General features: G+C 40.2%; 7 protein-coding genes and 6 pseudogenes. 7 read left to right on the top strand and 6 right to left on the bottom strand.

Translation table 11 applies throughout. The features are described from left to right. Positions 1-983 (top strand): DUF2254 domain-containing protein (locus C3Z13_RS09110; RefSeq protein WP_103855707.1); only part of this gene is annotated, 983 nt, incomplete at its 5' end. A 57-nt stretch (positions 984-1,040) separates the two neighbouring features. On the opposite strand, the gene malM is transcribed toward C3Z13_RS09110, so the two are convergent. The 3 genes from malM to malK all read right to left on the bottom strand — a co-directional run bounded on the left by malM (position 1,041) and on the right by malK (position 4,676). Further along, entirely contained in the window at positions 1,041-1,928 is an 888-nt protein-coding gene (malM, locus tag C3Z13_RS09115; protein ID WP_103855708.1) for a maltose operon protein MalM, read from the bottom strand. 194 nt (positions 1,929-2,122) lie between these two features. After that, a complete protein-coding gene (locus tag C3Z13_RS09120) occupies positions 2,123-3,403 on the bottom strand; it encodes a maltoporin (protein ID WP_103855709.1) in 1,281 nt (426 codons plus the stop codon). Between the two features lie 151 nt (positions 3,404-3,554). Next, the gene (malK, locus tag C3Z13_RS09125) at positions 3,555-4,676 is read right to left on the bottom strand and encodes a maltose/maltodextrin ABC transporter ATP-binding protein MalK (protein ID WP_103855710.1); all 1,122 of its coding nucleotides are present in this window, start codon (positions 4,674-4,676) and stop codon (positions 3,555-3,557) included. A gap of 353 nt (positions 4,677-5,029) precedes the next feature. On the opposite strand from malK, the pseudogene malE reads away from it, so the two are divergent. The 3 pseudogenes from malE (at position 5,030) to malG (ending at position 8,755) form a co-directional block, all read left to right on the top strand. Continuing rightward, positions 5,030-6,221: pseudogene (gene malE, locus C3Z13_RS09130) on the top strand (maltose/maltodextrin ABC transporter substrate-binding protein MalE). Between the two features lie 96 nt (positions 6,222-6,317). After that, positions 6,318-7,858, top strand: a pseudogene (gene malF, locus C3Z13_RS09135) (maltose ABC transporter permease MalF). An 8-nt stretch (positions 7,859-7,866) separates the two neighbouring features. Then, a pseudogene (malG, locus tag C3Z13_RS12425) lies at positions 7,867-8,755 on the top strand (maltose ABC transporter permease MalG). A 116-nt stretch (positions 8,756-8,871) separates the two neighbouring features. On the opposite strand, the gene C3Z13_RS09145 reads toward malG, so the two are convergent. Together C3Z13_RS09145 and malT are read right to left on the bottom strand one after the other, a co-directional pair. Then, the gene (locus C3Z13_RS09145; RefSeq protein ID WP_245872614.1) at positions 8,872-9,243 is read right to left on the bottom strand and encodes a hemocin immunity protein; all 372 of its coding nucleotides are present in this window, start codon (positions 9,241-9,243) and stop codon (positions 8,872-8,874) included. A gap of 54 nt (positions 9,244-9,297) precedes the next feature. Beyond that, positions 9,298-11,976: an HTH-type transcriptional regulator MalT gene (gene malT, locus C3Z13_RS09150; RefSeq protein ID WP_103855711.1), complete on the bottom strand. Its 2,679-nt coding sequence runs from the start codon at positions 11,974-11,976 to the stop codon at positions 9,298-9,300. Between the two features lie 175 nt (positions 11,977-12,151). Here malT and glgP point away from each other — a divergent pair. Together glgP and malQ are read left to right on the top strand one after the other, a co-directional pair. Beyond that, positions 12,152-14,546 (top strand): annotated as a pseudogene (gene glgP / locus C3Z13_RS09155) (glycogen/starch/alpha-glucan family phosphorylase). A 55-nt stretch (positions 14,547-14,601) separates the two neighbouring features. Beyond that, positions 14,602-16,668, top strand: a pseudogene (gene malQ, locus C3Z13_RS09160) (4-alpha-glucanotransferase). Positions 16,669-16,711: 43 nt separating this feature from the next. Here malQ and C3Z13_RS09165 read toward each other — a convergent pair. Then, positions 16,712-17,276, bottom strand: a pseudogene (locus tag C3Z13_RS09165) (YtfJ family protein). Between the two features lie 170 nt (positions 17,277-17,446). Between C3Z13_RS09165 and C3Z13_RS09170 the strand changes: the two are divergent. Continuing rightward, positions 17,447-17,776 carry a zinc ribbon domain-containing protein YjdM gene (locus C3Z13_RS09170; RefSeq protein ID WP_103853233.1) on the top strand — a complete coding sequence of 110 codons (330 nt, stop codon included), beginning with the start codon at positions 17,447-17,449 and terminating at the stop codon, positions 17,774-17,776. Positions 17,777-17,842 lie beyond the last annotated feature (66 nt).

Here is a 17,842-nt window from a genome sequence, read left to right on the forward strand (position 1 = left end):
CTTCTAACGGCGCAACGCCAAGGGCCACAGAATTGGTGATGGGCGACAATACCACTCGCCTTGCCATTTCAAGTTTTATTTCCGCCTTTGTGTATGCGGTGATTGCCAAAATCACGCTCGGAATGGGGTATTACAACGAAGCAGGGCGCTTTGTGCTGTTTGTTGGTACGATTTGCGTGCTGATTTATTTAATCACCACCTTAATTACTTGGGTGAGTGCCTTATCGCAACTCGGGCTATTAAATAATACCTTAGAAAAAATTGAAACGGCTTCACAACAAGCCCTAAATAATTATTGGCAACAGCCCAATATGGGGGCGAAATCCCTTGACAAAATCCGCTTTACTTATGCGATCCACGCCCATAAAACAGGCTATTTAAGCCATATCAATATGCAAAATTTGCAAGATTTTGCTGACAAAAATGAGTGCGAAATTGAGATTGCCATTCAGCCGGGAAAATTGGTTTATACGGATATGCCACTGGCTTATGTCAATAAATCTATTGAAGAAATGGTACAGCTACAAGAAAATTTTATCATCGAAAACAACCGCTCTTATGCACAAGATCCGAAATTTGGTTTGATTGTGTTAAGCGAAGTAGCTCAACGTGCCTTATCTCAAGCGGTGAACGATCCCGGCACGGCAATTAAAGTGATTAGCGTCTTATTGCGCTTACTACTTGATAGCAAAACTGAAAAGCAAGAGGTGAAATATGATCGTCTGGCAATGTTAAATCTCAATGAACAAGAACTTGTTTTGCAACCGTTCACGCCGATTTGTCGCGATGGGAGCGCAATGTTAGAAATTCACATCAAAGTACAAAAAGCGCTCGCGGTGCTACGGACACAATCAGACAACCAAGCCATTCGCGAAGCCGCGCTAAAACAAGCCAAAATAGATTTAGACTATGCACTAAATGGGCTTTCCCTTGAAAACGAAAAGGCACAGCTCCAAGCATTACATCAGGATTTATTTCATTAACAGCATAAAAAAACTGCACCTATTGGTGCAGTAAATAATGAAAAAGACAGATAAGAATTATTTTGCAGAAACTTTCTGTAAAAATAACTTTCTCGGCGTTGTTAATCCCAATTTTTCAGCTTCATTAACAAGGTTTAAGGCTCGGTTAATGTCTTTTTGTTTTAATGCTTTGAGAACGGCTTGATTAAAATAAGCTTCTGTTTCCTTTTCAACTTTTGCATTATTTCCATTTGTTATATTCTGTGATGATTGTGTTGTCGTTTGATTTGCAATTACAGTGCTTGCCGTCGGCGCTTTTTTCTCTCCTCCTAAAATTTGATTTAAACCGATAAAATTCGTGCCATTTGCAGGTTGGAAATCAATAGTCAATTTGCCGTTTAAGCTGTGTGCAACTTGAATATCGGCAATCGCAGGTGGTTGCTTGCCTGTAGCTTTAGCAAATAATTTTGAAGGGTGAGGAACAAGCGTTTGTTTCGCCAAATCCGCTTTTGTGGTGTAAATTAATAAATAAAGTGTTCCTTGGTTCACTGGCGTTAAATTTAACGTCGCGACTAAGCGATTGGGTTTTAGCCCGCGTTCTTCTTGTAATTTGAAATAGCTGGAATCATAATGTGCGGCGACATTGAATTGGCTATCCAACACCACCACATTCGGAACAAAAACTTGCTGATTTTGCACCGCACTTTCAATTTCGATTTCTATCGTTCCTTGGTTAGCAGGTAAGCGGTATGCAACAATAGGGCTTTCGATTCCAGCAAAAGGAAGCGTAAACGCTTGTTTTTGTAAGGCATTCAGTTCTATCTTTACTTGCTGCGGTAAAGCGACATCTTGCCAATGTAATTGTGTTAGACTTTTCGATGGCAAAGAAAATTCTTCAGCCAAAATAGAACGCGTTGTTAAAAGGGTTGCAGCAAAAAGTGCGGTCAAAAAAATTCTCTTTTTCATTGTTACCTCGTTTGAAAAAAGCCTGTTTATTGTTAGAACTAGGCAAGCAAAAGTGCGGTGATTTTTTCGCAATTTTTGCTTGCCTATGTAGGGTGCTAAGCCGCTTTCATTTTCATAAAATCTGATGTCGCCTATTATTACAGCTTCGTAAGCAACTTGTTGTATAAGAATGAAATTAATTTAGCTATTTGACATTACCACCAAGCTTCAAATTGTACGCCTGCGATAAATTCACCATCTTTGGCTTTATAACCTGCATCAGTGCGCTGTTGAGTGTTAAATTTATCATTCCAGTGAGCATAAGTCCCGAACACGCGGATTGCAGGTCTTGCCCAAATACTGCTACCGGCTTGCCATTGTTGGGCGAGGGTGTATTTCATTAGCTGATTTTTCAATCCTGTTTGCTGATCTTTGATGCGATCATAACCCACTTCAACCAGCGTACTCATTGTGTCAGTCCATTTGTACATCGGGCGAACGCCTGCGGAATACCAGGTTTTCCCTTGATGATTATCTAAATCGGTTTTTTCGTAAATTAACGCATACATCACTTCCACTTTATCTGACGGTGCGACAACGCCTTGATTGATTAAACGTAGCATATGCCCTTTATTGGTATTTGAGCCGCCTTGAGAATGCCCCGTACTCCAAGAGGTCATCGCGTCAGTGGCATATTGCACGGTGAACTTGTTGAAACCGCCGAAAAATTCTCCTTGAGTATGTTCTAAGGTGAGCATATACCCGTTTTTACTCGCTCCTTTTGCATAATCAGTCGTCTTTTTAGTATGTGAACTACCGTAATCTAGCCCGATTTCTAATTTGCCATTTTTATTCACCGCAATATCGGCAAGACGCACATCAAAGACATCGTTATACACGTCTTTCTGACGAATGTATTTCCACTCCTTCTTATTCTTATCGTCCTTATCTACGACATATTCCCAACTATATGCACTATCTCGTTCGGTATTGCGAGTTACGGCAAAAGACAATTTCCCTACGCCCACATCAATATTCTCTACCCCAGCACCGGGGCCTGAAATATCCCAATAATAGAAGTCATTAAGATGGACATCGTGGCGTTGATAAAAACGTTTCCCCGCCCATAAAGTGGCATCGGGTAGGCTGTCGAGGAAATTTTTAAATTGTACATTGATCTCACGCAAGGCGGGCGTGGTGGTTTCCCAATCGCCTTGCTGATTAATGGAATAGGCAAGATTGGAATCTAAATAAATGGATTTATTGCCCTCATTGAATAGCTCTTGCCCCAATTTAAATTCCGCATAGGTTTCCGCTTCATTACCTAAACGATATTTTGAACCACCACCGTTTACGGTGAAAGCAGTTTGCTCACCGCCACCTGATGTCCAACCAATACCTGAACGAGCATAGCCGTGGAAATCAACGGCATTCGCACTCAGTGCGATAAAATTTGCTGCAATAATGGTTGCAATGCGTGTTTTTGCGTTTTTCATAATCGACCTCACTTGAGAATAATTTAGGTTAGGAAAAGGAAAATATCGCCGTTTGATTTCTTAATAAGTGGGATAGCTTCAGTTTGCAGTATCGCTTTATACTGCTAGCTGCTTCGTCTTACTATGAGATTAAACGGTGATAAAAGCGTTTCTACACACCTTTTTCTTTAAAAAGCCTTGGGCAGGCTATGCCATTTTCTTTGAATAAATGACAACGTTCTGGCACGATCCCAATATCAAACTCCGCACCTTCATCCACCAGTACCACATCATTTTGGCGATAGACTAATGTAGGTTGTTTGATTTCAGGGATTTCTAGGTGGATTTGCGTTTCATTACCCAATAACTCGACCACTTGAACTTTGCCTCGCAAAGTCACTTCGGCGTTTTCGGAGGGAACGAGATGCTCTGGTCGAATACCAAGGGAAAGGTTATCTCCCACTTTCACACCATCACCGCGAACAGGAATCCAAAAGTTATGATGATTGGCATCAGGCAATTCGACTCTGACCCGCTCATTTTCAACGCCAGTTACTTTAACAGGCAAAAAATTCATTTTCGGTGAGCCAATAAAACCAGCAACAAAACGATTCGCTGGATAATGATAAAGTTCAAGTGGTTTACCAACTTGTGCAATTCCGCCAGCTTTTAATACTACGATTTTATCCGCAAGAGTCATCGCCTCCACTTGATCGTGGGTAACGTAAATCATAGTGCGGTTCAATTTTTTTTTGTGTAATTTGGAAATCTCTACCCGCATCTGCACCCGCAATGCAGCATCAAGATTGGAAAGAGGTTCATCTAGTAAAAAGACTTCAGGCTGAGAAACTAGGGTTCGACCGATTGCTACACGTTGTCGCTGCCCACCCGACAAGGCTTTCGGTTTGCGATCAAGTAAGTGAGCAAGTTGTAATACTTCTGCCACTTGATTCACCCGCGATTCACGTTCAGCTTTGCTCACGCCAGCCAGTTTCAAACCAAAAGACATATTTTCTGCCACATTCAAATGAGGATAGAGGGCGTAAGATTGAAACACCATTCCTATGCCTCTTTTGGCTGGCGGCACATCATTCATTCTTTTTTCGCCGATGTATAAATCCCCTGTGCTGATGTCTTCAAGCCCTGCGATCATTCTAAGTAAGGTGGATTTTCCACAGCCAGAAGGTCCAACAAAAACGACAAATTCGCCTTCATCAATTTCTAAATTAATGTCCGTTGAAATCTGTACATTGCCGTAGGATTTACCCACGTTGCGTAAGGATACCTTTGCCATATTTAACCTCATTTTGCGTTTATATCTGAATGCTAGGATAATTCAGTGTGCCTTATCTTCACTGATCTTTTCCTTAAAAAGATCCTCCCTTAGGTATTTTTTTAAGGATTAGATAAAAAAAATCGTCTAAAATGATTTTACTTACCAAAGACGCGCTATTTATCGTTATTTTGGTGATACCGATCACATTTTTCTTTTTCATTTTTGTGAGCCATATCACATAAATAAAAGAAATTACTATAACACGCTTATTTTATTCAGGGGAGGAGAACGGAGGAGGATAAAAAATTACAAAATTAACGCATAATGAAACCAGCAATCCTTTATTAACTCACAATTTATCAAGTAATATTATGAAAAAAACCTTATTGACCTTTACCCTAAGCACGCTAGCAAGTCTTGTTTTTTCTGGCTCAGTAATGGCAAAAATGACAGAAGGAAAACTGGTTATTTGGATTAACGGCGATAAAGGCTATAACGGCTTAGCGGAAGTCGGAAAAAAATTTGAAGCCGACACGGGCATTCCAGTGCTTGTAGAGCACCCTGATAAGCTAGAAGAAAAATTCCCACAAGTTGCCGCAACAGGTGATGGACCTGACATTATTTTTTGGGCACACGATCGTTTCGGTGGATATGCACAAGCAGGTTTGTTAGCCGAATTGCACCCTAGCCCTGACTTTAAAGAAAAATTTGCCGATTTCGTGTGGGACGCACAAACCTATAACGGCAAAGTGATCTCTTACCCTGTGGCGATTGAATCCCTTTCGTTAATCTATAACAAAGATCTTATCAAATCCCCACCTAAAACTTGGGAAGAAGTTATTGAAGTGGATAAAAACTTAAAATCCCAAGGAAAAAAATGCCATTATGTGGAATCTTGCTGAACCTTATTTCACTTGGCCTGTGGTGGCGGCTAATGGTGGCTATGCATTCAAATTTACCAATGGACTCTACAATCCTACAGATATTGGTGTAAATAATGAAGGCTCACAACAAGGCCTACAATTTGTGGTTAAATTTAGTAAAAGATAAAGTGATCAATCCTGATATGGACTATTCCGTTGCGGAAGCTAGCTTCAACAAAGGGGAAACGGCCTTAACCATCAACGGACCTTGGTCATGGGGCAACATTGAAAAAAGTGGGATCAATTATGGCGTGGCTGTGCTCCCAACTTTAAATGGCAACCCTTCTAAGCCTTTTGTTGGTGTATTAAGTGCTGCAATTAATGCAGCAAGCCCAAATCAGGATCTTGCCGTTGAGTTCTTAGAAAATTATCTTTTAACCGATGAAGGCTTAGAGGCAGTGAATAAAGACAAACCATTAGGCGCTGTTGCATTGAAATCTTATCAAGCGAAACTTGCTGTTGATCCTCGCATTGCTGCCACGATGACGAATGCGGAAAACGGAGAAATTATGCCGAACATTCCGCAAATGTCCGCCTTTGGTACGCTGAACGCAGTGCGATTACTAATGCGGTGAATGGTCGTCAAACGGTGAAACAAGCTCTTGATGAAGCTCAGGAAAGAATTTTAAAACAACAATAATTTCTTAGGGGAGAATTACTCCCCTTTTACCTAAGCGCTAAATCTAAGCGTTAATAAAAGTGCGGTGCTTTTTTTCACAGTTTTTTGAGGTGTAGTATGCGATCATCATTTTTAAGCCCCAACCTAACTCAGCGACATTTTGTCAGATACCTTTTAATTATTGCTATTTTACTGCTAGATTTTTATGCAGTAATGTTGATGTATTCCCAAGGCGAGTATCTTTTTGCGATTTTAACTCTCGTAATCCTTACCTCTGGCGTGTATATTTTTAGCAGTCCTAAAGCCTATGCGTGGCGTTATGTCTATCCTGGTATCACGGGAATGATCATCTTTATTTGTTTCCATTGGTAGCCACTATCGCCATCGCATTCACCAATTACAGCAGCACAAACCAGCTTTCCTTTGAGCGTGCGTTAAACGTTTTAACCGCTCAGAAATATTTATCTGGCGAAAAATATGATTTCAAGCTCTACCCACAAACTGAAGGAAAATATCAAATTGGTTTATCTCATAATGGCGAATATTTTCTTTCCGACCCTGTATCTTTAGTGCCCGCACAAGTTAATTTAGCCCAGCAAGATTTGCCAGACATTAATGCGGCTCCGCTGAAAACCATCACGCAAAATCGCCAAGCCTTACAAGCGATAACTTTAATCTTGCCGAATGGTTCAGCATTAACAATGAGCTCATTACGTCAATTTTCTGCTCAAAGCCCACGCTATCGTTATGATGGAACTACGCATCAACTCATTAATAACGAAAACGGAAAAATCTATTTAGCTAATTTTGATACGGGCTTTTTTCAACAAATTGACTCTCAAGGCAACTGGCTTAAGGAAACGTTAGAACCGGGTTTCACTGTTTCTATCGGATTCGCAAATTTCATTAAAATTTTCACCGATGAAGGCATTCAAAAACCTTTTATCCAAATCTTTATTTGGACGATTGTGTTTTCAGTGCTAACAGTTCTTTTCACCGTAATTTTAGGAATGATTTTCGCAAGTCTTGTGCAATGGGAAGCGTTGAAAGGCAAGGCAATTTATCGTCTTTTATTAATTCTGCCTTATGCCGTTCCAGCATTTATTTCCATCTTAATTTTCAAAGGGTTATTTAATCAAAGTTTCGGTGAAATCAATATGATCTTGAACCAGCTTTTCGGCATTCGCCCTGAATGGTTTAATGATCCGTTCTTAGCTAAGGTAATGATTTTAATCGTAAATACTTGGCTAGGTTACCCTTATATGATGATTTTATGTATGGGATTATTAAAAGCGATTCCAAACGATTTATATGAAGCTTCGGCAATGGACGGCGCTTCAACTTGGCAAAATTTTAATAAAATTACCGTACCGCTATTGTTAAAACCACTCACACCATTGATGATCGCCTCTTTCGCCTTTAATTTTAACAATTTTGTATTGATTCAGTTATTAACTAATGGGCGACCAGATATGATCGGCACAACAACACCAGCAGGGCATACGGATCTTTTAGTGAGCTACACTTACCGAATTGCATTTGAAGGCGGCGGTAGCCAAGATTTCGGGCTCGCTGCTGCCATTGCAACCCTCATTTTCTTATTAGTCGCAGGGCTTGCTTTATTAAATATCAAAGCCACAAAAATGAAATTTGACTAGGAGGCATTATGGCTATTGTTCAAGCAAAATCCTTACGATATCGCCTATGGGCAACCCATTTTTTCTTAATTGCGTTTATTGCGTTAATAATGTTTCCATTATTGATGGTGGTTGGCATTTCGCTACGTCCGGGGAATTTGGCACTTGGAGATATTATTCCGCACGAAATCTCTTGGGAACACTGGAAACTCGCCCTCGGGTTTGATGTGGTGCATTCCGATGGCACTATCACCCCACCGCCGTTTCCCGTATTACTTTGGCTTTGGAACTCGGTGAAAGTCGCAACGCTGACTTCAGTGGGAATTGTCGCACTTTCCACCACCTGTGCTTACGCTTTCGCCAGAATGAAATTCAAAGGCAAAAAAACGTTATTGCAAGGAATGCTTTTTTCAAATGTTCCCAGCCGTACTTTCTCTTGTTGCCTTGTATGCATTATTTGACCGCCTCGGGCAATACATTCCGTTTCTCGGTTTAAACACACACGCTGGCGTGATTTTTGCCTATCTCGGTGGCATTGCATTGCACGTTTGGACGATCAAGGGATATTTTGAAACCATCGATGGCTCACTAGAAGAAGCTGCTGAATTAGATGGTGCAACGCCGTGGCAGGCATTCCGCTTGATTTTGCTTCCGCTTTCTGTCCCTATTTTGGCGGTGGTGTTTATTTTATCTTTCATCGCAGCTATTACAGAAGTGCCAATCGCCTCACTGCTCTTGCGTGATGTGGAAAGCTATACCCTTGCGGTAGGTATGCAACAATATCTTTATCCTCAAAACTATTTATGGGGCGATTTTGCCGCCGCAGCTGTGCTTTCCGCCATTCCTATCACTGCTGTCTTTTTATTGGCACAACGTTGGCTTGTAGGTGGCTTAACCGCAGGTGGTGTAAAAGGTTAATTCCTGAGGGGAAAAAAGTAAAAAAATAGCGAAAAATCTGACCGCACTTTGAATATCTGTAAGACAAATAAAAAACCTTGTACTAGCCGCACAAGGTTTTTTTGAACTCTAATCCGTTAAATTTTTAATGAGAGTAAATATTGTTTGAAATGTTGTATGAAAAATTCAACATCTTCTCGTTTGTACCCTAATAATTTTCCTATTTTTCTTTCATAGGTTTCATTAAAAGAAGAATAATAATTTTTTTTGAGTATTTTCTTAAATAACCTCGCTTTATTCGAGTGTTTTGGATTATATATTATATAGTAGTGAAAAAGATTATCTTGAAAATCTAATAATTTAACTGTTTTCAGCTTGAATACCCCCTTTTCTAAGTAGGGGGTGAATTCATCTGGAATATTGTAATCAGTATAAAAAAGAGTGAGTTGTTTTTGATTTTTCAGCATCAAATCAAGCTCTTTATCTTCGTGTGGTCCAAGAATTCCCATAATATTTTTGACCTCTCATTTTTCTTCAAGGATATTTGGGTGATTAATTACAATTTAATTATACCCCATCAACTGCAAAAGTTCCCTTGTGTATTGAATGGCTTCATTACGATTTGCCACACCTAATTTTTGATATAAATTACGAATGTGCGTTTTAATTGTGGTAATCGCGACTTGTAATTCATCAGAAATTTGTTCGTTACTATATCCCGAATAAATTAACCCTAGTACTTGCCATTCCCTTTGGGTAAGAGGGCTGATTTTTAACAAATCTGGCACTTGCGGATTTTTTAATAATTGTGCGACAAATTCTTCATCAAAATGGGCGAATTTATGTCGATAATATTGGTTTATGTGGCGTAAGATAAATTGGGCTTTATGAGCAACTAATTCATCTAGGCTGTTTTGAGCGAGTAATTGGCGAATTTGTTGTGCCATTATTTCTCCTTCCAAAACAAAGACGCTGATAAAATTGGTCTGCTTGGTGAGGCTAAGCCCAAGGCTAAGATCAGCCATTGCCGCCTCTTTGTTATGGGTGAGAAAATGTAGGCGATTACGTAAAATTAACGCACGGTTTAAATCACTGATAAATTGCAAATTTTCCGCCGTTTGGATCAATTTATCTAAAATCTTTTTGGCCTCTTCATAATCACCAATGAGCATTTTGGCTCGGGCAATATTACGCCATTGTACTTGGCTGAAATGATTGGTATCCGTGCTCGGTGGTTGGTTTTGAATCAACCAATTTTGAGCTGCTTGACTATTATTGGTCATTTGCCATAACACGATTTTGACCTGATCAGCGTTGGCGTTCCAATCGTTGTGGTAATGATGTGCGTTTTGTAGTTGAGTGATTTTTTCTAGCTGTCGAGTGGCGTTATCTATATCGCCTCGAACAAGAGAAATTTTGCATAAAATCGCAAGGCATTGCAGCTTTGCCTTTTCGCTATCTAACACTGAAATTCCCGCTGTTGCCATAGCTTCAGCTTTATCTAAGTCATACCAATCCCACAAAATTTGTCCTTTCAAACGGAGCAAAAATTCATACATTGGAATTTGCTGTAAGTGGTTTTCTTTCACAAACCGCGAGGCTTTATTTAGCATATCGTAGCCAGCTTGCAAGAAACCTTGTGCAATCAAAATCTCAGACTGTTGTAGCAATGTCCATAATACATTATGAGATGTGTGATACTGACGAGCCATTTTTTCCGCTTTTTGTAACATTGTAATGGCATCGGCGAAATTGCCTTTAACGTGCCACGCCTCGCCAATAATGGAGGTGGCAACAATTTTGGCATAGTGGGCGTTGTCAGCAAGGCGATTTAATGCATTGGAGGCAAGTGAAAGTGCGGTGTTTTCATCGCCTGAATTTATGGCGACTTGGGCGAGCAACACGTCAAATTCCGCTTGATTTTCAGGGCTGAGATCGATGTTCTGTTGTTCAAAATGGGCAAAAATGCCAGCCACTTCACTATGTCGATGTTGGCTTTGGGCAAGCCACGCTTTTAATAATACTAGATTAGGGTAGGCGGCAAGCCATGTATCATCAAGATGTTCTAGACTTTGTTCTAATAATTTGAGTTCCCCTTGGTGGAATAATTGCCAGCCGTTTTGCGATAAAATTTGCAACAATAATTGTTTGTTTTCTAATAAGCTAGCGTGGTAGAGGGCTTCGGTAACATAGCCTTGTGCGAGCCAACCTTGTGCCGCTTGTTGGTGCAAGGTGGGCATTTCATTTGCCAACTCACGTTGGCTACAATGGGCTAAGAAGGAGGCAAAAAGCGGGTGAAAACGCCACCAATTATCATCGCTTTCCATTCGTTGTAAAAATAGCCCTTGTTTTTCTAGCCGTTCTAAAATAAATCGGCTCTCTGTTTCGCCCGTTACTTCAGCCACGAGAGTTTCGTTCATTGAACGCAGAATGGAGCAACGCAAAATAAATTGTCTAGTCGCTTGATCCACAGGGGCAAGCACTTCGTCATTTAAGTAATCATTGATGTGAAAACTATGATGGGAAAGGCGTTTAGCAATATCTTGTAGAGTACTTTTCTGCTGTTTGGCAGAAAGGCTGATGAGTTGTAACGCCGTCGGCCAGCCCTCCACCTCATCACAAAGTGCGGTAATTTCTTGTTCCGTTAAGGGATCTTCTAAACGAGATTGGAAAAACGCAATACTTTCTTGATGAGAAAAAGGCAGTTGATGGGCATTAATTTCTAATAATTGTTCTTGCACTCTTAAACTGGCTAAACCTAATGGCGGCTGAGAACGTGAAATCAAAATGAGAGTCATTGCAGGCGGCTGATGTTTGATCCAATATTTTAATGCGTCGTGAATTTCTTCGTTTTCAATTAAATGATAATCATCAATCACCAGATAAAATGGCTGTTCGTAGGAAGCAAGATTGACCAACAACTGATTAAACAGTGAAAACAAATTGGAATAGGGCGGATTGTCTTCATTGTGAATGTGGTTGTTGGTAGCTCTCGCTAATGCCGCACAAAAGTAGCCTGCAAACCGCTCCGTTTGATTATCGCTTTCATCTAAAGAATACCAACCTAGATGCGGTTTATCCTTTGCCCATTGAGAAATCAACGTAGTTTTGCCATAACCTGCGGGAGCGGTAATCAGTACTAAAGGATAATCTGAAGCCTGTTCTAGCAAGGATAGTAAATTGGTTCTGGTTACGCTATTTTGTAGGCGGTAAGAACAAATAAGTTTTGATGGAATTAACATTGTTAATAACCCTTTTGTTGATGAAAGATGTCTTTTGGAGTTCTCCTCCCCCAAATAAGAAATTACTTCCTACTCGTCATACTGACAAGATTATAACAAGGAGGATTTATTTTTTCTCCTGCCGAGCATAATAAAACAAGAAGAATGTTTAATTTATGCCTTAAAAGGAGTTTTTATGTCTATTTCTCATACAAATGAAATGGCGTTATTTGATAATAATGTACAAAAATACTGCCGTTTTTTTGAACTTAGTTCGCCGCAACAATTTACCCTTGAGCAATGGTATCAAGTTATCGCTCGTACGGTGCTTGAAATGGCATATCACAAGCCGCAAGGCAAGGTTGATGAGCAACGCCATATTAATTATCTCTCAATGGAATTTCTCATTGGTCGCCTCACGGGGAATAACCTGATGAATTTGGGCTATTATGAAGCGATCAAAGCCTATTTAGCCCAGTATCAGATTGAGCTAGTCGATGTTCTGGAGCAAGAACGTGATCCTGCTTTAGGCAATGGCGGATTGGGACGCTTAGCCGCCTGTTTTTTAGATTCCATGGCAACGCTAGGGCAAGCGGCGACAGGCTATGGGCTGCATTATCAATATGGGCTGTTTAAACAGGCTTTCCAAGATGGAAAACAAGTAGAAAGTGGCGATGAATGGGGAAGAAATCAATATCCTTGGCATCGCTATAATCCAAGCAAAACCCAACAAGTGCATTTTGGCGGTAAAATTATTTCCCTTGGGGAAGATAGATATGAATGGAAACCTAAATTAACCATTGAAGGCAAAGCTTTTGATCTGCCGATTGTGGGCTATCAAAATGACGTAATCCAACAGCTACGCCTCTGGCAAGCAGACAGCCCACAATCTTTTGATTTAAACCAGTTTAATGAGGGCAAATTTGTCGCAGCGGAAAAAACCTTAATAAAAAGCACCGCACTTACACAGGTGCTATACCCGAACGATAATCATCGTGCAGGACAACAGTTACGCTTAATGCAGCAATATTTCCATTGTGCTTGTTCTGTGGCTGATATTCTTTCTCGCCATTTAGCACAAGGCTTCTCGCTAGAAGAATTTCCGAAACGTCAAGTCATTCAGCTTAATGACACACACCCAACCCTCGCTATCCCTGAATTAATGCGGATTTTACTTGATGAGTATCAACTCACTTGGCAACAAGCGTGGTCTATTTGCCAACAAAGTTTCGCTTACACCAATCACACCTTGTTGCCAGAAGCACTAGAACAATGGGATCAACGCCTATTCAAACAATTATTGCCACGTCACTTTAAAATTGTGGAAAAAATTAATCACCTTTTCCATCAACAAGTGAAAGCACAATTTGGCGATGATGCCAAAGTATGGGAAAAACTGGCGATTTTGTTTGATTACCGAGTGAGAATGGCAAATCTTTGCGTAGTGAGTTGTTTTGCGGTAAATGGTGTTGCTCAAATTCATTCTGATTTGTTGGTTAGTCAGCTTTTCCCAGAATATCATCAACTTTTCCCAACAAAATTCTGCAATGTTACCAATGGTATTACCCCAAGACGTTGGATCCAACAAGCTAACCCTGCATTAAGCCAGTTGCTCGATCAAACCGTCAAAGGCGATTGGAAAAAAGATCTTGAGTTACTTCACCAAGTGGAAAATGTGGTTGATGATGTCAACTTCCGCGAGGCTTATTGGCATATAAAACAGCAAAACAAAGCGGCTCTTGCCAGAGAAATTGAGCAAACGCTTAGCTTATCAGTCAATCCAGATGCGATTTTTGATGTGCAAATTAAGCGTTTCCACGAATACAAACGCCAGCATTTGAATTTATTAAATATTATCGCCACCTATCAATGGTTAAAAGATAATCCGAATAAAGATTACACACCAAGGCTCTTTGTTTTTTCAGGCAAAGCGGCACCGGGCTATTATTTGGCGAAAAATATTATTCACGCCATTAACAATGTCGCAGAGATCATCAATAACGATAAACAGATGAAAGATAAGCTACAAGTGGCGTTTTTACCTGATTATCGTGTATCGCTAGCAGAAAAAATTATCCCAGCGGCGGATATTTCCGAACAAATATCAATGGCAGGGAAAGAAGCCTCAGGGACAGGAAATATGAAGCTCGCATTAAATGGCGCATTAACCTTAGGGACTCTTGATGGGGCAAATGTTGAAATTGCTGAAATGGTAGGACAAGAACACATTTTCCTCTTTGGACATACTGTTGAAAGTATTCAAACACTATTAGCAGAAGGCTATTCGCCGAAAACTTACTATCGCAATGATCCTGTCTTAAAAATGCGGTGGATTTTTTAGCCAAAGGCAAAGCCAGCAAGGGGGATAAAACACCTTTAATCTGATGTTAGACAGTCTACTCGAGCACGATCCTTTCCTTGTTTTTGCTGATTTTGAGAGCTATCGACAAGCTCAAGAGCGTATTGGTCAGGCTTATTTAGATCGTGACGCATGGCTACGCAGTGCCATTTTAAACACAGCACGACTTGGAAAATTCAGCTCAGATCGTTCTATCCGTGACTATCAATCACGCATTTGGTTAAAAAAATAATGGATTGGCCACGCATTTTTATGCGTGGCAGCACGATAAAACAGGAAGCAGTATCATGAAAAGATTAACAAAGCGGTTTCAACAAGCTGGCATAATGCCTTATTTCTACAACGAACAAGGGATAAAAAAAACAAGCTAGCCTCCAAACGCAACATCAATTATTCAACGCATTTTCAGGTAATACCCATTCTTATTCGGCAATTTTACCACCCGTAAAATTCTTTAAAAAGCACCGCACTTTTTAAAACTCCATCGCACCGATTTAAAGAAAAATTTGCAAGGAAATTGGTGTCTTCAACTTGAAAATCAACAAGGGGAAATCACTGGGAAAGTAAAACGCAATACCATTTATTTCCTCAAAATTTGCCGTTGGGCTATCACGATTTAACCTTAGCAATAGGAACAAAAACCTATTCTTGCCGTATTATTATTGCCCCAAAACGTTGTTATCAACCTCAAGAAATGGTACAAGGTAAAAAACTTTGGGGATCATTTATCCAATTATATAGTTTAAAATCTGAGCATAATTGGGGCGTTGGTGATTTTGGCGATCTTAAACAATTTTTGCGTGAAATTGCCGCAACTGGCGCGGATTTTGTTGGGCTAAACCCCATTCACGCTCTTTTTCCTGCTAACCCTGAAAGTGCTAGCCCTTATAGCCCATCATCAAGAAGATGGCTCAATATTCTTTATGTTGATCTCAATACATTGCCTGAATTTCAGCAAAGCCAGCCAGCACAGCAATGGTTTCAGCAGCCACAAATTCAACAAACTTTAGAAAAATTACGCACAGCAAGCCATATTCAGTACAGAGAAGTCATGGCATTAAAACTCGAAGGGCTACGACTTGCTTTCTCTTTTTTCCAACAACAGGCAAATTCTGATCGCCAAGCTGATTTTGAGCAATTCCTCCAACAAAAAGGGGAAAGCCTCATTATTCAAGCCACTTTTGATGCACTTCATCAACATCTCAGTGAGCAATTCCCTGAACAATGGGGTTGGAATTATTGGGCTACGCAATATCAGGATTATCATAGCGAAACGGTCGCACACTTCCAGCAAACCCACCAAGCAGATATTCGCTTTTATGCGTGGTTACAATTTATTGCGGAAACTCAGCTCAAAGAATGCGATGAACTCTGCAAAACCTTAAAATGCCTATCGGGCTTTATCGAGATCTCGCTGTTGGCGTTTCCGATCAAGGCGCAGAAACTTGGTGTGATAAGCAACTTTATTGCTTAAAAGCCAGCATTGGCGCACCTCCTGATATTTTAGCGCCACAAGGGCAAAACTGGGGCTTATCGCCGCTCAATCCACATATTTTGCAGCAGCGAGCCTATCAACCCTTTATTGATCTCGTACAATCAAATTTGAATCATTGTGGTGCACTGCGTATCGATCATATTATGTCACTGCTACGACTGTGGTGGATTCCTAAGAATGGACAAGCACAAGATGGAGCATATATTCGTTATCCTGTTGATGATCTGATCGCCATTCTTGCCTTAGAAAGCCATCGACACAAAGCACTTATTATCGGGGAAGATCTGGGTACAGTTCCGAAAGCCATCGTGAGTAAACTCAAAAACGCGGGGATTTTATCTTATAAAGTATTTTATTTTGAATTTGATGAACAAGGAAAAAGCCGAGATTTAGCCGATTATCCTTATCAGGCAATGACAACCTTAAGTACGCACGATCTGCCAACTATTGATGGTTATTGGCGAGGCTATGATTTTGAACTTGGACAGCGTTATGGCATTTATCCAAATGAAAAAATTTTGGCGATATTGCAACAACAACGTCAGGAAGCTAAAGCCAAAATTTTAGCTCGTCTAACAGAGGCGGGAGTTGATCCTGATCAGCCAAAAGATTTATCCTCCCCAATTAGTAAAAATTTAATCATCAACTACAAACCTATGTGGGGCAGGTGGAAAGTGCTTTGCTAGGGCTTCAACCTGAAGATTGGATAAATATGTCTGATCCCGTAAATATTCCGGGAACAAGCACCCAATATCCTAACTGGCGAAGACGCTTAAGCCAGAATGTTACAGAAATTTTTAATGATCCTGAAGTTCAGCAACTTTTACAGAAAATAAATACTTGCCGAAAACCGCATTAACTCTATGAAAATAGCCGATTAATCGGCTATTTTTTCAAAATGATTACTGATTTTTCAACAGACTGTTGACTAAACTCAATACTTCATCAATCTGTGCAGAAGAAAGTTTCCCCTCGTGAACAAACTTCACTTTGCCATTTTTATCCAACACCACGATCAAACTTTCTTTCTCTTTTAATTTCCACGCATTTTTCTACCGCACTTTGATTATCCAGCACAATTTGACTATGGGCATTTTCTTTTTTCGCTTTTTCGGCGCTGCTCCGCACAAAAGCGCCCGTACCAAAAATTGCATCATCTGCGTTGATAATATTTGTGGTTTGATATTGCGTGCCATTAAAATGTTGCGCTTTAATTGCGTCCATTAAAGCTAAATTTTTTTCTTTTACTGCGCTTCGCCCTGCAATATGCTGCAACACTCGAACCTTACCTTTAAGCTGGGCAGATTGCCAAGGTTTTGCACTCACCTCTTGATTTTTCACCACAAGCTCGCCTTTATCCGCTACGCTTACCGCAGGGAGCGTTGCATTCAGTTGCAGATTGTGTGCCTGACTATGAGCACTGCTTAATAATGCGCTAAGCCCAAGTAATAAAACTGTTTTTTTCATTTTGTTCCTCGCTAAAAAGCCCTTAGTTTAGCGAAAATTCCCCTTTCTGACATCTTAAAAATCATTACAGCGAAAGAGATTTGTTTGTTATACTTCGCTCTCATCCCAGTTATTCAATCAGAAAAAAACATAACTGATTGTTTATATTGAAATTTATATAAGAGGAAAAAATGGAACAAACAATCTGCCCAAAATGCCAAGGCGAATATGTGTATCACGATGGTTTAAATTTTGTTTGCCCTGACTGTGCTTATGAGTGGTCTGGCGAGGAAGAAAATGACACAGAAGAAAAAGTGGTAAAAGACAGTAACGGCAATCCACTACAAGACGGCGATAGTGTGATTTTGATTAAAGATTTAAAAGTGAAAGGTTCATCTATTGTGTTGAAAAAAGGCACAAAAGCCAAAAACATTCGCTTAGTTGATGGCGATCACGATGTCGATTGCAAAATTGACGGTCAAAGTTTCTCATTAAAATCAGAGTTTCTGAAAAAAGCCTAATCACGCAATGGGCTGCGACAAGCGGCCTATTGTTTTGCCCTTCAAAATAAAGTGCGGTCAGATTTT

This window comes from Avibacterium endocarditidis, assembly GCF_002921145.1.
Taxonomy (GTDB): domain Bacteria; phylum Pseudomonadota; class Gammaproteobacteria; order Enterobacterales; family Pasteurellaceae; genus Avibacterium; species Avibacterium endocarditidis.

What these genes read in the sequence shown, in the direction of transcription:
- malM (WP_103855708.1), bottom strand. Translation starts at nt 1,928, where the DNA reads ATGAAAAAGAGAATTTTTTTGACCGCACTTTTTGCTGCAACCCTTTTA.
- C3Z13_RS09120 (WP_103855709.1), bottom strand. Translation starts at nt 3,403, where the DNA reads ATGAAAAACGCAAAAACACGCATTGCAACCATTATTGCAGCAAATTTT.
- malK (WP_103855710.1), bottom strand. Translation starts at nt 4,676, where the DNA reads ATGGCAAAGGTATCCTTACGCAACGTGGGTAAATCCTACGGCAATGTA.
- C3Z13_RS09145 (WP_245872614.1), bottom strand. Translation starts at nt 9,243, where the DNA reads ATGGGAATTCTTGGACCACACGAAGATAAAGAGCTTGATTTGATGCTG.
- malT (WP_103855711.1), bottom strand. Translation starts at nt 11,976, where the DNA reads ATGTTAATTCCATCAAAACTTATTTGTTCTTACCGCCTACAAAATAGC.
- C3Z13_RS09170 (WP_103853233.1), top strand. Translation starts at nt 17,447, where the DNA reads ATGGAACAAACAATCTGCCCAAAATGCCAAGGCGAATATGTGTATCAC.